The following is a 20,796-nucleotide window of genomic DNA, read 5'->3' on the forward strand; positions in this document are numbered from 1 at the left end:
TTATTTCTCAACCGGACCACTGGGGGCCACGGTCAATTGGCGTTTCACCTTCCGGCCGAAGGTTCCGCTGGCGGTCAATGTATACGTGACAGGTTTCCTGGGCACCGCATAGAAGCAGCCCTGCAGGATCTGCGAGCCGGGAAAGGCCGGCGGATCCACCCCCACCAGCGTCGCGTTCCTGGTGGCGAAGCACAGCAGGTGCACGGTGTCTCCACGATCCACCTTCGACTCCCGCACCCGGAAGTAGCTGATGCTCGGTGCCAGCGCGGGCTCCGGCATCACAATGAGGTCGAACGATTTCGAGAGCGTCCGTCCCTTCGCATCCTCCGTGGTGAGCGTATACCGGGTGGTGCGCTCCGGGCTGACCTCAAAGCAGCGGTTGAACGAGGGCGAGAGCTCGGCGATGGGAGGATCAATTCGCACAGCCTTGGCATTCATCACGCCATAGCAGACGGAGGTCGTCTCGCCCTCGGCGATTGCGCCCGGATACGCATAGAAGTTGATGATGCCCAGCCCCTTGGCCGGATCCACCCAGTCGAAGGCTTCCGGTCTCTTCACCGGTGCCGCCACGCGCGCGGCCCGCCAGCGCAGGATGTTCGGCATGCCGTCGACCAGCAGCCACGCCGTGACGATCAGAATCAGAACATTGCCAAGTTGCAGCCAGTTCTGCCACCGCTTCATTCGGACCCATTAGACATCAACTGCGGTGCGGTTGTTCCCACCGAAAGCATTGCACAGGTGTCGAACAATCCAGCTAGATTCATACGGTTTCGGGAACCGGCACCACCGCTGCCGTGTCAAAGATTGGCACCAAGCCTCGATTCCCGGAATGCGAAGTCAATTTTCTGGTTTTGTTACAACAACCAGCAAACATGAGTCGTATTGCACAGTAGAGTCTGGTGGGAGTGGAATTAAACGCAGTCATCCTGCTTGGAGCTGGCCACCAAGTGCAGTTCATTCTTAACTGAGGAGACGACCCGATGAACGATGACCCGGAAAAGGGGCCGCCGCATCCTCGGAGCAGGCAGTCCTCCAGTACCCCGGTGTACGGAAAGCTGCCATCAGCGTGGATCGATTTCATCCGGTATTGCCAGGATATGCGATACGGCGAAATTGAGCGGTTGTCCATTCAGGACGGACTTCCCGTACTGGCCGAGACGACACGGCAGAAGGTGAAGTTCACGAGCTAGTTCAAATATACGTTGCCGGCTGACCGAAGCACTCGGAGGCCGTCGCTCAGGAACACCAGGTTCCCAGCGGCGGCCTCTTTTGTTTTTGGCCAGCCGGGGATCGGCCAAAGAAAGAGAGGAGCCAATGCGAACAGGATTCGTGTGTCTGATGGTCCAGGTATGCCTGGTGGTCAACGGCCGCCCTGTGAATCCCCAGCCGGACGAGCCCAGCGAGGAAGCCGTCCGGCTCTGGGTGACAACGATGGAGGCAGCCCAGAAACTCCGGCAGCAAGGAGCTTACGAAGCGGCCTATCGAGGATTCGAAGACGCGAGCGCGCTCGCCCGGAGCATGCCCGGCACGCCCGTCCTGCGCGCTCGAAGCTATGAATACCTGGGTAGCATGGCGGCCACCCTGGGCCGGCCCATCGAGGCCGAAGGGCACTACCTGTCCGCCATCCGGCTGTGGGAAGCCATTGACGACCTGGGGACCATCCCACAACTGCAGGCCACGGCCGACCTCGTCAGTCTGTATGTCGAGACAGGCCAGACCGGCAAGGCGGAGCGGCTCGCCAAACGGCTGGCGGCCGACAGCGAAGACAAGCTCGATGCGAATCCTACGGCGGCGGGCCGGGTACAGATTGCCCTGGCCGCGGCCGCGTATCTGAACCAGGATGTGGATCGCGCCGAGTCACTCTGCCGGAAGGCGATCCGGACGAAAGAAGCCAATCGCGAGATCTCGCCGGAGGAGCTGTCCCAGGCCCACAATCAACTCGGCCTCATCCTCTGGAAGCAAGGCCAGCGGGCCTATGCCTTGCAGCAGGCACGGACCGCCGTCGAGATCCTGGAGAAAAACGACCGGACTCATTCCATCGAGTATGCCGCCGCACTCGGGAATACGGCCATGATGTCCGCCATCGACAGCGGAGACCGCAACGCGGCGGACCTGATGTTGCGCGCCATCCAGGTTGTCAGGGCAGGTGTGGGCACAGGCCATGTCTTCCTGGCCGAACTCCTGGTCAACTATGCCGACCTGCTGAAGCGTGCCAAACGCGGCGACGAGTCAAAGGCCGCGCAGCGCGAGGCACAGCAGATCTTCCAGAACACCCTGGTGCGGCAGCCTGGCCATCACACCGTTGACGTGGCGGACCTGGTGCGAGGCAGCAAGCGCCGCTGACACCGGCAAATCCCGAGGGCACGAAGCCCTCCGAGCCAGCGCGCCCCGGCATCCTGCAACACTTGCGAAGTGTCCGTTCCAAGTGTCAATTCTCTGTGGTCGTTGCCACCGGTTCCCGCGATGAGCCGTATTGCAGGCTAGTGCACGCTCCAACATGCGTTGAACACGGCCGGAGCGGGCGCCTGGAGCGAAATCGACCAACCGGGCGTTCAGGTTGGACTCATCGCCCTGGCCAGGACCACGCGGCACAAAGCAATGCTCGCGAATGAGTGAGGACAGCCGCTTCTGGCTGACCGCAGTACGCGGAGTTCGCCGCCTGGGGGCTGTGGTACCCGTGCGGACGGCCTCTTTCTGTGGTTGCGAGCCGGAATCGGCCTTTCAAGAAGGAAGGGAGCTCATGAGACGAGTCCTTGCGCATCTCATCGCCCTTTGTAGTGCGGCAGTCATCGGCTGTGCCGCGAATGGGCTGGACCCCACGCCGGATACGAACCCAACGCGGCGCTGGGCGGATCTCGTGGAAACAGCCCACCAACAGCGGCATGCTGGAGCCTATCAGGCAGCTTTCGAGACCCTCCAGCAGGCCAGCGCCCTGAGCCAACAGATCCCGGGCGCGCTCCAGATGCGAGCACGGAGCTCCGAATATCTCGGCACCTTGGCGGCCTTGCTGGGGCAGCCCGTCGAGGCGGAGTCCATGCTGAAGACGTCCATCCGGCTTTGGGAGCAGACGGGCGAACCGGGCTTTGTCGCCCGCCTGCAGACGGAAGCGGACCTGATCAGCCTCTATGTGGCCACCGGACGGCCCGGCCTCGCTGCGCGATCAGCCAGGACGCTGGCCGCCAAATGCGATGGCAGGCTCGACCAGGATGCGGCGGCGGCCGACCGGGTCTACGGCGCGCTGGCTGCCGCCGCTTACTCAAACCAGGATCTGGTGCGCGCGGAAGCCCTGGCTCGCAAGGCAATTCAATTCCACCAGCTCAACCCCGATGCCATGCCGGAGGACCGGGCCCAGGCGCACACCCAACTCGGACTCATCCTGTGGAAACGAGGACAGAAGGACGCAGCCCGGCAGGAGGTTCGGGCGGCCATCGACATCCTGGAGGCGAATCATCGCGGAGCAGTCGTCGAATACGCGGCCGCACTCAGCAATCTGGCGAAGATGACGGGCGCCGATCGAAACGACCTGCGCGCGTTGGAGATGATGCGCCGCGCGATCGAAGTGGCGCGGTCCAACGTCGGCGCCAGCCATGTCTTCCTGGCCGATCTGTGGTCAGCCTACGCCGAACTGCTGAAGCGGGCCAAGCGCGGCGAGGAGTCGAAAGCCGCCCGCCGCGAGGCACAGGCCATCTATCAGCAAACGCTCGTACAGCAACCCGGCCGCTACAGTGTGGATATCGCGGACTTCGCCCCGGAAGCCGGCAAACGCTGACGGGATGCCGGGTTAGGCCAGCAGCTCCTGGGTCCGGATGAGCCGTTCCTGCACGCGCACCCCGTTGGGGCACTGGATCGTGCAGCGGTCGCAGGACTCGCAGCGGACCTGCTGCAGCTCCGCCGGCATGGTTCGGAAGTTGTCGCGGGCCATCGCAAACTCGCCGTACCCGTCGGCATAGGTCAGATACCGCAGCATGTCGCTCACCGGCAGTCCCTGGGGACACGTCCCGGCGCAGGTCCCGCACATCCTGCAGTACAGCGGCGTGATGCGTTCCAGATGCGCGGCCAGCAGCTTGGCGTCCGCCGCCTGATAGGGCTCGCGCAGCGCCTTGAGATTCTCGTCGAGTTGCTCGTTGTCCTTGATGCTGGGGATCGCCGTATGCACATAGGGCATCCGCAGCGCCCACTTGAGCGCGGAAAGGGCGGCGCCCGGCTTCGCCATGGCGGCTTTGGCCCGATCGAAATCGTAGCTCCGGTCCAGCCGCATGCTGCCGGCCATCACCTTCATCGCCACCACGCCGATCCCGGCGTCGGAGATCGACTTCACCAACGGCTCCATCGTGGCCGCCATGGCGAAGTTATAGGTGGTGAGAATGACGTCGATGGAGCCGGTCTTGATGGCGGCCGGAATCACTTCCGCGTGGCCGTTGTGCAGGCTGAGCCCGGCGAAGCGGATCTTGCCCTGCTTCTTCGCGATCTGCTGCGCCTCGATCAACTCCGGCGTGATCTGATCCGCCCGGTCCTTGGCATGCAGGTACCAGATGTCGATGTGGTCGGTGCCCAGTTCCTTCAGCGTGGTGTCGATGTCGCGCAGGGCGCCGTCCTTGTCCTTCGCAATGGTCTTGGAGGAAAGGACCAGCTTCTGCCGGTGCGGCTTCACCGCCGCGCCCACCATGCGTTCGTTGTTCCCGCCCGAGTAGACACGGGCGGTGTCGAAGTAGGTAATGCCCTGGTCGATCGCGCGCTCGATCACGGTGGGATCGGAGGTCACCATGCAGCCGAAGCCGACACTCGTCACCTTCAAACCGGTCTTGCCCAGCGTCCTGATAGCGGCAGGAGCCGGAGCCCCCGGCGCGGCCAGCAAAGCGGGCGAAATGGCGCCGGCAGCCAGAAAGCCGCGGCGGGAGAAATTCGAACTCACGGGATACTACCTCCGGAATTTGACGTTCAACAACCGGCGCAGCGATCAGCCCAGCTTGGGCGGCAACTCGGTGAGCGGGCCCATCCACTGCATCATGCGGTCGATATCGGTGTGCAGGCGGTACTTCTTCTGAACGTCCTCGATCTTCTCGCCGCGCAACTCAATGCCGGCCCGGTCAAACGTGCCGATGCCCACCTTCGCGCAGTACTGCAGATAGCCCATCCACTCGGGATTCACGCCCATGCACTCGACGCCAATCCGGTCGGCGGCCACAAAATCGGTAGAGGCGATGGCGACCCGCGAAGCAACCGGGGTGCCGGAGCCGGGGCCGTTGCCCTCCATGCCTTCGAAGCCGTCGATCACCGCCACACCCCAATTTGGCTTCAGCCGCTCGGCCGTCCGCATGATGTCGTAATGCGTCTGCCGAACGCCGCCGTGATAGACCCGTTTGTCGTTCCAGCGTTTCGCCTCGCCCTGCTTGTAGTGCAGCGGAGCGCCCAGCGCCATGTTCTTGATGTTCAGCGTCGCAATGACGACGTTGTGGGTCTTCAACAGGCCGGCCGAGATCACGAAAGCGTCCGGATCGAGCAGCCGCTTGGCCAGACGCACCGGCTGGATCTGGAGATTGCCGTCGAGAATCTGCAGCGTCTCGTACTCGGCTTCTTCATTAAGATCCACCAGCTTGATGTTCATCTTCTTGTGATCATCAATGGCCGCCTGGTACTTGAAGTTGTCGAAACCGGCGGTGGTGAAGCCGGCGGAGGATTCGGCAATGTAGACAGGACCCTTGTAACGGTCGGCCAGATAGTCGAGGATGCCGTTCAGCGCGTCCGCGTGTGTGGCCGCCAGCTGGCGCTCAGTGGAGACCATGTTCGGCTTGATAACAACGGACTTACGGCCGCGCAGCTTCGCCGTGATCTCCTTGTCGATCAGGCGCATGGCCGCCGTCACATTCTTGCGGCGATCCTCGCCTTTGAAGAGGCCGGCGGGGACTTGTGTGGCCGCACGAGCGGTGCGGGAAGCGAGCAGCAGTCCGGCGGATGCGCCAAACAGACCCCGGCGGGTGAAAGTAGTGGCCATTGCGAACACCTCAGTCAATATAGTATGTAAAGAGCTGAAACTCTGTAAAGGAGGATTTCGACATGAGCGCGACCCGACGCGGATTCCTGGCCGGTATCGGCCTGGCTGGAACAGTAGGCCTGGAGGCGGCGCCCTCCGCCATCGAGATGCCCAAAAGGACGCTGGGCAAGACCGGCATCAAGGTGACCGTGCTCGGCTTCGGCTGCATGACCACCTCCGACCCCACCGTGATCGAACAGGCTGCCGACGCCGGCATCAACTGGTTCGATACGGCCCGCGGGTATCAGAACGGCAACAACGAGAGGATGGTCGGCGCGGCGCTGAAGAGCCGTCGCGACAAGCTCCACATCACCAGCAAGACCCCCGGCAAGACCAAGGCCGAGGTGCTGGCGAACCTGGACACCACGCTGAAGGAGCTGCAGACCGACCACATCGACGTCTGGTATCTCCACTCGCGCTCCACCCCCGCGGCGGCGCCGGATGAGCTCTTCGATGCGCAGGATGAAGCCGTCAAGGCCGGCAAAGTGCGCTTCAAGGGTGTCAGCTTCCACAGCGGCCACAAAGAGATGATCCCGTTCCTCATCGAGAAGAAGCGCACCGACGTCCTTCTCATGAGCTACAACTTCACGATGGATCCCGAACTCGACACCCTCATCGACAAGGCCAACGCGGCCGGCATGGGCATCGTGGCCATGAAGGTGATGGCCGGCGGCTTCCGCCAGAACAAACAGGGCTCGCCGATGTTCGAGAAGTTGTCGAAGACCGGCACCATGGCCGCCGCCCTCAAGTGGGCCGTGCGCCGTCCGGCGATTCACACCTCCATCCCGGGCATCATGGATGCTGACCAACTGGATGAGAACTTCAAGGCTGTCGCCGCCGGCTATAGGAAGGAAGTCGACGACAAGCTGCTGGCCGCCCAGCTCAAGTTCATCAGCCCGCTGTACTGCCGCTTCTGCGGATCCTGCTCCGGCAAGTGCGCGCAGGGCCTGCCCGTCAGCGACATCATCCGCTATGTCAGCTACGCCGAAGGCTACGGTGAATTCGCCCTGGGCCGGGAGAACTACCAGACCCTGCCCGAAAACCTGCAGCAGGTGAAGTGCGGCGACTGCACCAACTGCAGCATCAACTGCCCGAACGGCGTGCGCGTGGCCGAACGCGTGGCCCGCGCGCAGGAGATGTTTGCGTGAGGGCGTTCCTGCTGTCACTGATCGGAATGGTAGCGATGGGGCAGTCTCCGGACTGCTCCATCTCGCCGGGCTTTGTCCAGGATGGCAAAGTCCGTCAATTTGATACTGAGACGCTCTACGAGTACATGAACGGGAATTCGGAAGGATATTTCCTCTACGGATTCAAGAGCATGACCGGGATCACGTGCAAGAAAGCCGGAGTGACGCTCATCGCGGATATCAGTACGTTCCCTTCACCCGAATTGGCGTACGGAATGTTCACCGGCAATTTGGATCCCCGCCTGCCCACCGAGAAAATCGGAGCCGGCGGCCAGGTCACCGGCCGCAAAGTACTTTTCGTAAAAGGGCAGTTCCTGGGAGAAATTGCAGCCGAACCCGAGGGCGAGTACACCGCTCTTCTGCGCGCGGCCGCCGTCGAGTTCGCCAGGAAGATCACTGGAACCACCGAAACACCAGCGGAGTTGGCGTGGTTCCCGAAAGAACACCTGCAGGCGGGCTCCCCGCGCCTGGTGCCCCAGAGTGTCCTCGGCCTCCGTATCCTCAAGCGCGGCTATCTCGCACAATATGAGGAAGGCAAGTCATTTGTAGTAACAGAAGACTCGCCCGCCTCCGCCACGGCTCTCTTCGCGAAGTTGAAGGAGCGTTTCCCGGGCGGCTCCGCCACCCAGGTCGGCGACGAGGGTTACGTCACGGAAGACCGCTATCTCGGCAAAATGTGTCTATTCCGTAAAGGAATGCGCGTGGCGGGTTTCACCAACGCTCCGCCGTCCGGCGACGCCGCTCAACGCGCCCTGCAATTAGCGGCTCGTATCCCGTAAGTCTGATATTTTTTACGAGCCCTATACAAATTTACTGGACAATGCAGCATAATGGAGCTGCTTACGGTCTTTGTGCGCCTCGCAGCTCCAATGAAAACGATTTTTGCGTTTCTTCTGCCGGCTTTTCTCCTGGCTGGCCCTCCCCTTGATCGCGCTCGTCTCGCGGAAACCACTCAATCCCCGGATCTTCGCGCCGCCTTGCGCGGCTTGCGCACCTCTGAAACAAATCGCAGGGACCGCCTGCGGAATCACGCCGAGTCCCTACCCGGCCGCACACCCCTGGCCTCCGGCACGGGTGTGACTATGGCGCCCGGCTATCTGGGCGGAACGGCCATCGACGATATCTATGGCATGGCCAAAGACGCGGACGGTAATCTGGTCGTCGCTGGCGACTCCACCTCCGCTGAGCTGAAAGCCACAGCCGGCGCCGTCGCGCATGAACGCGGCGATGTATTTGTCCAGAAACTCAAGGCCGACGGCTCGGCGGTTCTCTGGACCGCGCGCCTGGGCGGCACACAATTGGAGAGCGCCACCGCGGTCACAGTAGACGCCAAAGGCGATGTTTATGTCACGGGTTGGACAGCTTCCTCCGATTTCCCCACTTCGTCCAACGCGTTTCAGCGGTTTGGCCAGGGCGGCGACGATGCCTTTGTCGCCAAATTGTCGGGCAAGGATGGCAGTCTCGTCTATTGCACCCTGCTCGGCGGCACGAAGGACGAGAATCCGCAGGCCATCAGTGTCGATGCCGCCGGTATCGTGGCGATCACCGGCCATACGGACTCTACGAATTTCCCCACCCAGGCCGCGGGCTCGCGCGGCGCGTTCTCCGGTGGACCCGGCGCCATGATCGCACGCCTGAATGCGACCGGCTCGGCCCTGGTTTCCAGTACGGTGCTCACCGGCAACGGCTGGGTAAAAGGCTTCGCCATCGCCAGCCTGGCGGACGGCACTTTCCAACTGGCTGGCGCCTCGACCGCCAGCGACCTGCCCATGGTGAAGTCGTTTCAGAAGTCCCATCAAAGCGCCGGAGTCTGGCACTCCGGCAACGCCGGCCGCAGCTGGATCCCTGGCGCTGACGGCATGCGCGGCGTTCAGGGGGAATCGATGGTCATCGACCCCTCGAATCCCCAGATGATCTATGTGGCGACAAAGCGAGGGGTCTACAAATCCTCGGACGGCGGCTTCACCTGGAAGGCCGCCAACTCCGGCCTCACTTCCGCCGCTACGCAGTACCTGGCTGTCGACCCCAAGACGCCCACCACCCTCTACGTGGCCACCTCCACGGTCGGCGTGTTCAAATCCACCGACGGCGGCGCCAACTGGTCCGCGGCCAACTCCGGTCTCGCCAAGAACGCCTGGCAGATCACCCTCGATCCCCAAAACCCCAAAACGCTCTATGCCACCACCAGTTCCAGCGGCATCATGAAGAGCACGGACGGGGGCGACTCCTGGAACAACGCCAACACCGGGATTGACGAGTACTTCCCTTACATCATTCAAATCTCGGTCGATCCGCAGACGCCAGCCAATCTCTATGCCGCCGGCTATCTCTCTGTCTATCGCAGTCGCGACGCCGGCCTGACGTGGACGCCTCTCAACGCCGGCCCCTCCGACGAGATCTACACCTCCGTCCACGTCGACGAGAGCAATCCCAGCACCATTTACGCGTCCTCCTACTTCAGCGGTTCCTACCGCAGCACGGACGGCGGCGCTTCCTGGCAGCCCATGCGGAGCGGGCTCTCGCCATACTTGACGGTCTATGAATTCCGCGCCGGCACCAACGCCCCCGGCGTAGTCTATGCCGCCACTGACTATGGGATCTACAAATCCCTGAACTATGGCCAGACCTGGACCCAGCCCGCCGCGGAACTATCCAACCACTACATCTACGGTTTGGCCTTGAACCCGCTGGACAAGAACATCGTGTACTCCTGCGGACAGCTTGCGCCGGATGGAGTCGTGGTGCACTTCGACAAGGACGGGCAGTCGATTCTCCAGTCCACTTACCTGGGCGGCGACGGCGATGACGAGATCTTCGGAATGGCCATCGGGCCCGACGGTTCGGTCCACGTGACGGGCTTCAGCGAGTCGCCCGATTTCCCCACCACTCCCGGCGCGCCGCAGACAGTCATCGCGGGTGAGATCGACGCCTTCGTCGCCACGTTCGACAACACCCTGGGCACCCTGCCGTTCTCTACCCTGCTGGGCGGCGACGGGGCCGACATCGGCATGTCTCTGGCAATCGAGCCGGGCGGAACCCTCGCCGCCGCCGGCTGGACCGGTTCCCTGCAATTCCCGGTGACCGGCGGTCTCGGCAATGCGCCCCTGGGCGGCTCCACGGACATGTTCCTGGCCCGGGTTTCGCCCACCGCCCCGGGCTTCGCGCTCACCACGCTCCTGGGCGGCAGCGGCCTCGACTCGGCCACCGCCGTCGTGGCCACCGACAGTGGAGCCTGGGTCGGCGGCTACACCACCTCGCGCGACCTCACCGGCACGCTCGCGGGCGCCAGCGCCGGCTATCTCGGCGGCGCCTCCGACGCCCTGCTGGTTCGTGTCGCAGGCCTGTCCGCCGATGCGGCATTCCAGCAGACCAGCCTGACCTTCGACATCCTGCTCGACGGCGGCCCGCTCACCCAGGAAAAGACAGTCACCGTCACCAGCGCCGCCGGAGCCTTGCCGCTCGTGGGCAAAGTCCCCGCCGATGCCGCCTGGCTCAAGGCGGTGCCGAACCCCCAGAAGGCCGGTGAACTACTGATCCGGGTCGACGCAACCGGGCTGGTCGCCGGTGAATACAAGACCGCGATCGAGGTCTCCTCGCCGCTGGCCGGCGTGGCCACCACGCCCGTGGCCGTCACCCTGCGCGTGAAGAACGCCACCCCGCCCGTCCTCACCACCGTCCTCCACCAGGCGGAACGGACCGCGCAGGCCATCGCGCCCGGCCTCCCCATCCTATTGCAGGGAGACGGTTTCCTCTTTGCCAGCGGGAAGCTGACACCGGATCCCGCGGCCGAAGTACTGCCCACCACCCTGGGCCGCGTCTCCGTCACCATCAATGGGACACCCGCCCCGTTGGAGTCGGTGGAAGGCACGCTGATCTCTGCCATCACCCCCTTCGGCCTCACCGGCGACCGCGCCACCATCGTCGTCACCCGCGACGGCCTCGGCAGCGCGCCAATCGACGTCGCCCTCACCCCCACCGCCCCCGGCCTCTTCACCACCGACGGCTCCGGCCAGGGCCAGGCCCGCGCTGAGAACGAGGACGGCACCACCAACACCGTCGACAACGCCGCCGAGCACGGCCACCCCATCATCCTGCACGCCACCGGAGCCGGCATCATGACACCCGCCCTCGCCGATGGCCAACTGGTCACCGACGCCGATCACCACCCAGACGCCAAAGTCGAGGTCTTCATCGGCGGCCTGCCCTGCGACGTCTACTATTCCGGAGCCGCCCCCGGCCGCTTCGCCGGCTACCTGGATCTGAACCTGAAAGTACCAGATGAAGTGACACCCGGACCCGCCGTGCCCGTTGTTCTCAGAATCGGCGGCAAGGACAGCACACAGACTGTAACCATTGCAGTTCGTTAATGGAACCCGCCCGCGAGCCGGGATTCTAGATTGAGTCCCGGCCCCGCGAGGGGACGATTATATAATCAAAGGGTGAAACACCTGAAACTGATCGTCCCCCTGGCCGTACTACTGCTCTCCGCCTGTTCCAAAAACATCCAGACGGATGAAGCCGTAAAGCAGGGCATCATCAAGCACCTGAGCCAGAACAGCGGCTTACAGCTGGCCAGCATGGACATCACCGTCAGCGGTGTGACGTTCAAGGACAATACAGCCGAAGCCTCCGTCTCCTTCAAGCCCAAGGGCGCTGACCCGGCCACCGGCATGCAGATGCGCTATTCCCTGGAACGCCAGGGCTCTGAGTGGGTTGTGAAGAAGAAGGCCGATAGCGGCCACGGCGCGGCCCTGCCCGGTATGAACCCCGGCTCCATGCCTGCCTCCCCTCACGGCGCCACCACACCGCCGGCCATGGGCGAGATGCCGGCCAACCATCCGCCGATGGGTTCCGGAAAGATGCCGGAGAAGAAGTGAAGCGCGTCGCCGTCCTGGGCGGAGGACCGGCGGGCTCCATGGCGGCCGCGGGCATAGCGGCAGCCGGCCTCGACACCATCCTGCTCGACGAGAAGCTCGCCTGGGAAAAGCCCTGCGGCGGCGGCATTACCTTCAAGGCCTACACCCGATACCCGTTTCTGCTCGAGAACGACCGTCCGAAAAAGGTGGTCAGCGACGCCGTGTTGACCGAGCCCAGCAGCGGCTCGGTCCAGATGGGCCTCACCCAGCCCCTGGTCATCTTCTCGCGCTACGACCTGAACGGACTGCTGCTCAAGCGCGCCGAAGACGCGGGCGTCCAAATCGAGCAGGACCGTGTCACGGGCCTGGAACGGAAAGGCAGCGGCTGGTCGATCAAGACCCGCGCGGGCGCACTGGACGCAGATTTCGTCGTCGTCGCCACTGGCGCCCGCAACGCCCTCCGCAATGTCGGCACCGAATGGTCGGCCGCCGACACCATGTACGCCCTCGGCTACTGGGTCCCGGACGAACGCAGCCGCATCGACATCCAGTTCTTCCCCAACTTCGAGGGCTACATCTGGGTCTTCCCGCGCTGCGGCCACCTCTCCGTGGGCATCTGCGGCAAAGGCGAATCCGCTCCCAAAATGCGGGCCCGGCTGGAGCAGTACATGCTCGACAACGGCATCCCCCTCAAGGACGCCAAATTCTACGGCCACATGATCCCCGCCCTCGAGCGCCCCTCCTGGCGCAGCAACCGCGTCAGCGGCGAAGGCTGGATGGCCGTGGGAGACGCCGCCGGCCTGGTCGATCCTGTCACCGGCGAAGGCCTCTACTACGCCTTCCGCTCCGGCGACCTCGCCGCCCAATCGATTCTCAACGAACAGCACGACCCCGCCCAACGGCCCGCCCTCTACCGCTCGCTCATCCACGGCGAGTTCATGGAGGATCTTACCCTCGGCGCCGGCCTCGCCAAGCGCTTCTTCATCCAGCGCATCATGTTCTCCAGCGTGCCTGCCCGGATGATCGAGCTGATGCGCCGCAGCCCGCGCATGATGGAGATCGTACAGGACCTCTTCTCCGGCACCCAGGGCTACCTCGACCTCAAAGCCCGCCTGCTGGCCAATCTGAACGGAACATTTCTGGAAGTCTGCATAGGCTCGATGCTCGGTCATCGGGTCGTCAAGGAAGGACGCTGAGACTTGAACACTGAACGAAGCGCCCAGCTGATGGAGCGTGCCCGGAAACTGATCCCCGGAGGCGTCAACTCGCCCGTCCGCGCCTTTCGCGGCGTCGGCGGCTCGCCCCGTTTTATTGAGAGCGGCGCCGGCTGCCGCATGGTCGATGTGGACGGCAACTCCTACATCGACTACGTCTGCTCGTGGGGCCCGCTGATCCTCGGCCACTGCTTTCCGCCCGTGATGAACGCCATCCGCGCGGTGCTCGAAACCGGCACCAGCTTCGGAGCGCCCACCGAACGCGAAATCGAGCTCGCCGAAGAGATCTCCACCGCCGTCCCCTCCATGGAGATGGTGCGCCTGGTGAACTCGGGCACCGAAGCCACCATGAGCGCCCTGCGCGTGGCCCGCGGCTTCACCGGCCGCGACCTCACCATCAAGTTCGAAGGCTGCTACCACGGCCACGTCGACTCCCTGCTGGTCAAGGCCGGCAGCGGCATGGCCACCCTCGGCATCGCCGACACCGCCGGCGTCCCCCGTGCCTTCGCTGAAACCACGCTCGCCCTGCCCTACAACAGCGTCGAAGCCATCGAGGCCGCCTTCACCGCCCACGGCAGCGAAATCGCCGCCGTTATCGTCGAGCCCGTCGTCGGCAACATGGGCTGCGTCCCGCCCCTGCCCGGCTACCTCCAGGCGATGCAGGCCCTCTGCAACCAGCACGGCGCCCTGCTCATCTTCGACGAAGTCATGACCGGCTTCCGCGTCAGCTTCGGCGGAGCCCAGGAACTCTACGACATCCGCCCGGACCTCTCCACCTTCGGCAAAGTCATCGGCGGCGGACTCCCCATCGCAGCCTACGGCGGGCGCGCCGACATCATGAGCCGCGTCGCCCCCTCCGGCAACATCTACCAGGCCGGCACGCTCTCCGGCAATCCGCTGGCCGTCGCCTCCGGCCTGGCCATGCTCCGCTACCTCAAGGCCCACAAGGACGTCTACCAACAGCTCGACCGCGCCGCCGCCCGCATCGCCGCCGCCGCGCCCGAAGGCGTCACCGTCAACCGCGTCGGCTCCATGTTCACGTTCTTCTTCGGCACCGGCCCGGTCACCAACTGGGACACCGCCAAGACCGCCGACACCGCGCGCTTCAACGCCTTCTTCCACCACATGCTGGAGAACGGCGTCTATCTGCCCCCGTCCCAGTTCGAGGCCGGCTTCGTCAGCGCCGCCCACGACGACGAAGCAATCGAGGCCACCGTGCAGGCCATCCGGTCATTCCGCTAATGTAGCGGAATGACCCGTAGAGAAATCCTGGCCGGCGCGGCCGCCATGAGCCTCAACAACGCGACCAAGCCGCGCAACGTGATCTTCATCCTCAGCGACGATCACCGCTACGACGCCCTGGGCTTCCTCAAAGCCCAGCCCTGGCTGGAGACACCCCAACTCGACCGTCTCGCCTCGGAAGGCGCCCACTTCCGCAACGCCTTTGTCACCACCGCGCTCTGCTCGCCCAGCCGCGCCTCCATCCTCACCGGCGTCTACGCCCACCGTCACAAAATCGTCGACAACAATACCGCCATCCCCCAGGGCACCACGTTCTTCCCGTCCCATCTCCAGAAGGCCGGCTACAAGACCGGTTTCTTCGGCAAATGGCACATGGGCAACTCCGGCGACGCGCCCCAGCCCGGCTTCGACGAATGGGTCAGCTTCCTCGGCCAGGGCACCTATCTGCCCAACCCGAACGGCCTGAACGTCAACGGCCGCAAGGTCCCGCAGAAGGGCTACATCACCGACGAGCTCACCGACTACTCGCTAAATTGGCTCAACTCCCTGCCCAAGCAGCAGCCCTACTTCATGTACCTGTCGCACAAGGCCGTCCACGCTGAGTTCGAACCCGCCGCTCGCCACAAGGGCCGCTACCAGGACGCCAAGTTTATCTATCCGCCCACCATGCAGGAGACGGGCGAGATGGCTCAGAACCGCCCCATGTGGGTCCGCAACCAGCGCAACTCCTGGCACGGCGTCGACTACCCCTACCACTCCCAGCTCGACATCGCCGATTACTACAAGCGCTACGCCGAAACCCTGATGGCCGTCGACGAAAGCGTCGGCCGCGTGCTCGACACCCTCAAATCCCGCGGCGAACTCGACTCCACCCTCGTCGTCTACATGGGCGACAACGGCTTCGCCTTCGGCGAGCACGGCCTCATCGACAAACGCACCGCCTATGAGGAATCCATGCGCGTGCCCCTGCTCGCCCGTTGCCCGGAGCTCTTCCAGGGCGGCAAGACCGTCAATCAGGTGGTCGCCGGCCTCGACATCATGCCCACCGTCCTCGACACCTGCGGAGCCCCCACGCCCGCCGGCCTTGATGGCATGAGCTGGCTGCCGCTCGCGCGCGGCGAATCCACCGGCTGGCGCAAGGAATTGCTCTACGAGTACTACTGGGAGCGCAACTTCCCGCAGACACCCACGGTCCACGCCCTGCGCGGAGACCGCTACAAGTTCATCCGCTGCCAGGGCGTCTGGGATATCGACGAGCTCTACGACCTGCAGGAAGACCCGCTGGAGAGCCGCAACCTCATCAACAGCGAGAACCACAAGGCGATCGCAGCCGGAATGCGCAACCGCCTCTTCGAGGTACTGGAGCAGACCGGCGGCATGAACATCCCGCTGCAGCCCGACGGCGGCAGCCAGCAAAGCCTGCGCAACCCGGACAAAGCCAAACCGGCCGACTTCCCGCCGCAGTTCATCGGCAGGCCCAAAGGCCCGGCCCGACACCAGTAGCGCTTATTCCGCGGGCTTCGGCAGCGCCTTGCGGGGCAGCATCTCAGCGCGGGTGGCTGCGTGGTACACCACCGACGCAATCACCGCGCTGGCCTGCTTCAAATCGTCTGCCGGCACATGGTCGTACACGTCCATGTTCCCGTGATGCGTCACTGACCCGTAGTCCAGCGGATCCTGAATGAACTGGAACCCCGGCAGCCCCACGGCATCGAACGCCAGGTGGTCCGTCCCGCCCGTCGTCCGCAGGGTCACCGTGCTGACGCCCATGTCCCGGAACGGCGCCAGCCACTGCTCGAACACCGGCTTCATCGCGTCGTTGTTCTCCACATAGACGCCGCGGATCTTCCCTGCCCCGTTGTCCAGGTTGAAGTACCCGCTCATCCGCCCGTGCTCCGACGTCAACTGCATCGTCTTCGGATCCGCGAAGTGTTCCTTCACATACGCGATCGAACCCAGCAACCCCTGCTCCTCACCCGTCCACAGCACCAGCCGTACCGTACGGTCCAGCTTCAGGTTGAGCGACTTCAGGATCCGCACCACTTCCATCATCACCGCGCTGCCCGCGCCGTTGTCCGTCGCGCCCGTGCCCGCATGCCACGAATCGAAGTGCGCGCCCACCATCACCAGTTCGTCCTTCTTCGCGCCGCCCGGCAGCTCGCCCACCAGGTTGAAGCTGTCCACCTTCTCCTCGGTCTTCACCTTCAGCATCACCCTTACCTTCGGCGCTGTACCGCTCTCCGCCAGCCGCACCAGCCGGTTGTAATGCTCCGCCGTCACGACAAACGATGGAGGACCCATGGGGAACTCCGCCTCCTGCCGCCCCGCCTGCTCCGCCGCCGTACGCCCATCCCGCGCCCGGCCATCCGCCGTAAACACGGCCACGGCGCCTTCATCCTTCAGGAACTTCGCCCGCTCGCCGCGCAGTCCGTAGAGCTGCGCGATGAACGTCTCAATCCCCTTCACGTTCAGGCTGTTGAAGAACGGCCCCAGCTTTTCGGGCTCTTCGGGCACTTCCGTCTTCGCCGGATCGTAACCCACCTTCGCAGTGGGCCCCACGGCCTTGGCCATGTCAGCCAACTCGGCGTCCGTATACCGCTTCACCAGCCCCTGCGTCGACGGGCTCAGGTCCTGCACCGGATTCAGCAGCACCACCTTGCCGCGCAGCTTGCCCTTGTACTTTTCCTTGAACTTCGCCAGCTCCTCGGCCATCTTCTTCGGGTTGTAGGAGTCGCGGAATACCGCCTGGATCACTTCGCCCGTCACCGCACCGTTCGTCCCCCCACTCCACGCCAGCGGCATCGCCGTCAATAGCGCATAGCGCGGCTCCACCATCTCCACCGCATACTGCTCCACTGACCAGGCCCGGCCAAACGGACCCCATTTCTCCAGATGCACGTTCTGCACGCCCCACGAGATCAGGCGCTTCGACGCCCAATCCGCTGCCTCGCGCGCTTCGGGCGAACCCGTCAACCTCGGCCCGTAGCGGTCCGTCAGCCCCGCCAGCGTCTCCATGACCTTCGATCGTTCATAGGCTTCCGCCTTGATCTGTTGGACAACTTGCAGGTCCACCCGGTCCTGGGCTGAGAGGGAAAGAAGCGCCAGGCCGCACACAGCTAGTCGCAGCAACATCGAAAGACCTCCTCGGTTATGGGGATAGTATAGCCGCCCCACGGAGGATTATTCGCGGTCGAGATTCTGCTTAAACCGAAATGTGAAAGTTGCGGCGATTGCCGCAAACAACAACATACTGCCCCACACCAGCACCTGGCCCCTGCGCGGTTCCGCCGCGCGCACCGGACCGCTGCCCGCTTCGCCATATAGGACCCGCACCAGCAGATGGACCTCCGCCGCCGTGCGGCCCTCCATCCGGTTGTCCAGCACGATCTGGTAATGGTCCGGCTCGGCCGGCTTGTGCGAAAACGCCCCGCCGCGCGCGAACGGAGTGGACGCCTCCACCTCGTGCGCTTCCCCACGCAGCCATCGCTGCGCGTCTTCGCGTTTCAGCAGCACCACTCTTACGCCCGACCCGCCCTGCAGCACCTCAAACGAGCACACGATGCGCGCAGGCTCCACCGGCAAATCAATATCCAGCGTGCGGATCTTCGACGCGCCCACCTTCACCGCATCGTCGATCAGAGTCACGCTGTGTGGAACCGGAGCCGCGCCCTTCGACGCCAACAACAATGCCAGCCACAGGCTCGTCATTTCTGCTCGTACACTACCTTGCCCCCAACCACGGTCAGCCGCACCTTCGTCTTCACAATATCCAAAACCGGAGCCGTCATGATGTCATGATCGAGAATCACGAAATCTGCCAGCTTGCCCACTTCCAGCGAACCCTTGGTCTTTTCTTCAAAGGCGGCATAGGCGCCGGTCAGCGTCCAGCTCTCCAACGCCTGCGCCCGGCTCATCCGCTGGTCCGGAGTCCACCCGCCCGGCGGCTGCCCCGTCACATCCTGCCGAGTGATCGCCGCATACAGCCCCAGCATCGGATTCGGCTCCTCCACCGGGAAGTCGCTGCCATTCGCCACCGGCACACCCGCCTTCAAAAACCGCTGCCACGCATAGGCGCCCGCCACACGGTCCGGGCCCACCCGCTTATCGATCCAGCGCATGTCTGACGTCGCATGCGTGGCCTGCACCGACGCGATCACGGAGTTGTCCGCAAATAGCTGGAAGTCCGGCAGCGAGATCACCTGCGCATGCTCCACCCGGAACCGCTTGTCGTTCTTGCCCTGCAGCGCCGCCGCGTAGGCATCCAGCACCGTCCGGTTCGCACGGTCGCCAATAGCGTGCGTACACACCTGGAATCCGCGCGCCGCCGCCTGTTTGGCCACCCGCTCGATGTCTTCCTTCGTCGTCATCATCAGGCCGGAGTTCGCCTTGTCGTCCGTATACGGCTGCCATAGCGCCGCTCCACGCGACCCCAGCGCCCCGTCCGCATATAGCTTGATCGCCCGCACCGTCAGGTAGCTGCCGATCTCCGGACCCTTCTCCAGATACTGCTTCCACAGCAAGCCCTCGCCGCCGATCATCGCCCACACCCGCATCGGCATCTTGCCCTCGGCGATCAATTCCTTGTAAGCCCGCAGGTCGGCTTCGCTGACGCCTGCATCGTGAACACCCGTCAGGCCCAGCCGAGCACATTCCGCCACCGCCAGTTCCAACTGTTTCTTGATCTGCGCAAAGGTCGGCGGAGGAATCTTCCCCCGCACCAGGCCCTGTGCCCGGTCCACCAGGATGCCGGTCGCTTTCCCCTGGGCGTCCCGCAGAATCTTGCCGCCCGCCGGATCCGGAGTCTTGTCGTCAATCCCCGCCAGCGCCATCGCCTTCGAGTTCGCCCAGCCCGCATGGCCGTCCACCCGAGTCAGGAACACGGGACGGTCCGCCACCACCGCATCCAGATCCTTGGCGCTCGGGAATACCCCGCCCCAATTGGTCTGATCCCAGTTCCGGCCCACCACCCATTCGCCCGCCGGCCGGCCCGTTGCCTGCTGCTTCACATACTCCGCGATCTCCGCCACGGTCTTCACGTGCCGCAGGTCGCGCGACTCCAGCAGGCCGCCCAAACCACGCATATGGCCGTGCGAATCAATCAAACCCGGAATCAGCGCCGCGCCGTGCGCATCGATGCGCCGCGTGTCCGGCCCGGCATACGAGCTCACATCCGCGCCCACCGCCAGGATCTTCTCCCCGGCCACGGCGATCGCCTTCGCTGATGGCATCGCAGGGTTCACGGTGTAAATTCGAGCGTTTTCAACGATCAGATCAGCCTTCTGCGCGACGGCCGGCACAACCAGCACAAGCCCTAACAGGGCTACAATAGGCAGCATGGATGACAGTATGGCACACGGGGATATGACCGCCCCCGCGCTGCAAACCGCGGTTTGGCAGTACTGGGTTGGAACCGTTAGCGCCTTCCTGCTGGCCCTGTTGTTCCTCGTCGCCGGCGTCTGGAAACTCAGCGATCCGTTCGCCACCGAAACCCGCATGGTGCAGGCCCTCATTCCCACACAGCTCGCGATGGCCACCGCCCTGGCCGCCGGTGTCGCCGAGGTGTGGAGCGGCATCATGCTCCTGGTCCCCCGCTGGCGCAGATGGGGCGCCTGGCTCAGCGGCCTCATGCTGGTGGCCTTCCTGGTCTACTTCGCCGTCTTCTACCAGCAACTGCAGGGTGCCGATTGCAGCTGCTTCCCCTGGTTGAAGCGCGTCGTCGGACCCGGTTTCTTCATCAGCGATGCGGCCATGCTCCTTCTGGCTGTCGCTGCCGGGCGCTGGTCCATCGCCTCTTATAGCCTCAAGCAGGCTACCATGGTGCTCTGCGCGATCGTCGTCTTTGCAGGCGCAATCTTCGGCGTCACGGCCGCCCGCCAGACCGGCACCAAGGCTCCGGCCCAGATCACGGTGGATGGTAAGGCCTTCACCACCGCCCAAGGGCGCGTCTTCCTCTTCTTCTTTGATCCGGAATGCATGCACTGCTTCGCCGCCGCCCAGCAGATGTCCAAGTACACCTGGAAGGACGTCAAGGTGGTGGTCGTCCCCACGGTGCATCCCCAATACTCGGAAAGCTTCCTGAAGGACACCGGCCTCAAAGCCGGCATCTCCCCGGACATCAACGTCCTGCGCCAGACCTTTGCGTTTAAGACCGATCCGCCCTACGGCGTCGCCCTCGAACGCGGCCGGCAGGTGGGCGCTTATCCGTTCTTCGACGAAAAGGACCCTGTCGCGGGCCTCAAGAAGATCGGCTGGCTGCCTTAAACCAT

16 protein-coding genes are annotated in these 20,796 nt (G+C 64.1%); 10 read left to right on the forward strand and 6 right to left on the reverse strand.

All coding sequences use genetic code 11. From position 1 onward, the window contains the following. Positions 1–681 (reverse strand): hypothetical protein, encoded by a 681-nt coding sequence (locus IRI77_RS11215; protein WP_194452153.1) that lies wholly within the window; start codon positions 679–681, stop codon positions 1–3. Between the two features lie 633 nt (positions 682–1,314). Here IRI77_RS11215 and IRI77_RS11220 point away from each other — a divergent pair. Continuing rightward, entirely contained in the window at positions 1,315–2,343 is a 1,029-nt protein-coding gene (locus IRI77_RS11220; protein WP_194452154.1) for a tetratricopeptide repeat protein, read from the forward strand. 397 nt (positions 2,344–2,740) lie between these two features. Then, positions 2,741–3,769: a tetratricopeptide repeat protein gene (locus IRI77_RS11225; RefSeq protein WP_194452155.1), complete on the forward strand. Its 1,029-nt coding sequence runs from the start codon at positions 2,741–2,743 to the stop codon at positions 3,767–3,769. 12 nt (positions 3,770–3,781) lie between these two features. Here IRI77_RS11225 and IRI77_RS11230 read toward each other — a convergent pair whose 3' ends face one another. Together IRI77_RS11230 and IRI77_RS11235 are read right to left on the reverse strand one after the other, a co-directional pair. Further along, on the reverse strand, positions 3,782–4,912 hold the full coding sequence (locus IRI77_RS11230; protein ID WP_194452156.1) for an aldo/keto reductase: 1,131 nt from the start codon (positions 4,910–4,912) through the stop codon (positions 3,782–3,784). A gap of 45 nt (positions 4,913–4,957) precedes the next feature. Further along, on the reverse strand, positions 4,958–5,992 hold the full coding sequence (locus tag IRI77_RS11235) for a DUF362 domain-containing protein (protein WP_194452157.1): 1,035 nt from the start codon (positions 5,990–5,992) through the stop codon (positions 4,958–4,960). Positions 5,993–6,054: 62 nt separating this feature from the next. Here IRI77_RS11235 and IRI77_RS11240 point away from each other — a divergent pair, with 62 nt between their 5' ends. From IRI77_RS11240 to IRI77_RS11270, 7 genes are all read left to right on the forward strand, one after another. After that, entirely contained in the window at positions 6,055–7,179 is a 1,125-nt protein-coding gene (locus IRI77_RS11240) for an aldo/keto reductase (RefSeq protein WP_194452158.1), read from the forward strand. After that, complete coding sequence (locus IRI77_RS11245; protein WP_194452159.1) at positions 7,176–7,997, forward strand: DUF6599 family protein; 822 nt, start codon at positions 7,176–7,178, stop codon at positions 7,995–7,997. The genes IRI77_RS11240 and IRI77_RS11245 overlap by 4 nt, the downstream gene beginning before the upstream one ends. 198 nt (positions 7,998–8,195) lie before the next feature. Then, a complete protein-coding gene (locus tag IRI77_RS38340) occupies positions 8,196–11,585 on the forward strand; it encodes an SBBP repeat-containing protein (RefSeq protein ID WP_194452160.1) in 3,390 nt (1,129 codons plus the stop codon). Between the two features lie 72 nt (positions 11,586–11,657). Next, positions 11,658–12,095 carry a hypothetical protein gene (locus tag IRI77_RS11255; protein WP_194452161.1) on the forward strand — a complete coding sequence of 146 codons (438 nt, stop codon included), beginning with the start codon at positions 11,658–11,660 and terminating at the stop codon, positions 12,093–12,095. After that, positions 12,092–13,270, forward strand: a complete 1,179-nt coding sequence (locus IRI77_RS11260) for an NAD(P)/FAD-dependent oxidoreductase (RefSeq protein WP_194452162.1) — start codon at positions 12,092–12,094, stop codon at positions 13,268–13,270. The genes IRI77_RS11255 and IRI77_RS11260 overlap by 4 nt, the downstream gene beginning before the upstream one ends. Before the next feature lie 3 nt (positions 13,271–13,273). Further along, a complete protein-coding gene (gene hemL / locus IRI77_RS11265; protein ID WP_194452163.1) occupies positions 13,274–14,530 on the forward strand; it encodes a glutamate-1-semialdehyde 2,1-aminomutase in 1,257 nt (418 codons plus the stop codon). Positions 14,531–14,539: 9 nt separating this feature from the next. Further along, positions 14,540–16,033: a sulfatase family protein gene (locus tag IRI77_RS11270; RefSeq protein WP_194452164.1), complete on the forward strand. Its 1,494-nt coding sequence runs from the start codon at positions 14,540–14,542 to the stop codon at positions 16,031–16,033. A gap of 3 nt (positions 16,034–16,036) precedes the next feature. Here the strand turns inward: IRI77_RS11270 and IRI77_RS11275 are convergent, their stop codons facing one another. The 3 genes from IRI77_RS11275 to IRI77_RS11285 are packed head-to-tail and all read right to left on the reverse strand — an operon-like array spanning position 16,037 to position 19,866. Beyond that, on the reverse strand, positions 16,037–17,662 hold the full coding sequence (locus tag IRI77_RS11275) for a M20/M25/M40 family metallo-hydrolase (RefSeq protein WP_194452165.1): 1,626 nt from the start codon (positions 17,660–17,662) through the stop codon (positions 16,037–16,039). 48 nt (positions 17,663–17,710) lie between these two features. Further along, complete coding sequence (locus IRI77_RS11280; RefSeq protein WP_194452166.1) at positions 17,711–18,238, reverse strand: hypothetical protein; 528 nt, start codon at positions 18,236–18,238, stop codon at positions 17,711–17,713. Further along, positions 18,235–19,866, reverse strand: coding sequence for an amidohydrolase (locus IRI77_RS11285; RefSeq protein ID WP_194452167.1), 1,632 nt, complete (start codon positions 19,864–19,866; stop codon positions 18,235–18,237). The genes IRI77_RS11280 and IRI77_RS11285 overlap by 4 nt, the downstream gene beginning before the upstream one ends. 10 nt (positions 19,867–19,876) lie before the next feature. Here IRI77_RS11285 and IRI77_RS11290 point away from each other — a divergent pair, with 10 nt between their 5' ends. Next, a complete protein-coding gene (locus IRI77_RS11290; RefSeq protein WP_194452168.1) occupies positions 19,877–20,791 on the forward strand; it encodes a MauE/DoxX family redox-associated membrane protein in 915 nt (304 codons plus the stop codon). Positions 20,792–20,796: the final 5 nt, after the last annotated feature.

This window comes from Paludibaculum fermentans (genome assembly GCF_015277775.1).
GTDB classification, from domain to species: domain Bacteria; phylum Acidobacteriota; class Terriglobia; order Bryobacterales; family Bryobacteraceae; genus Paludibaculum; species Paludibaculum fermentans.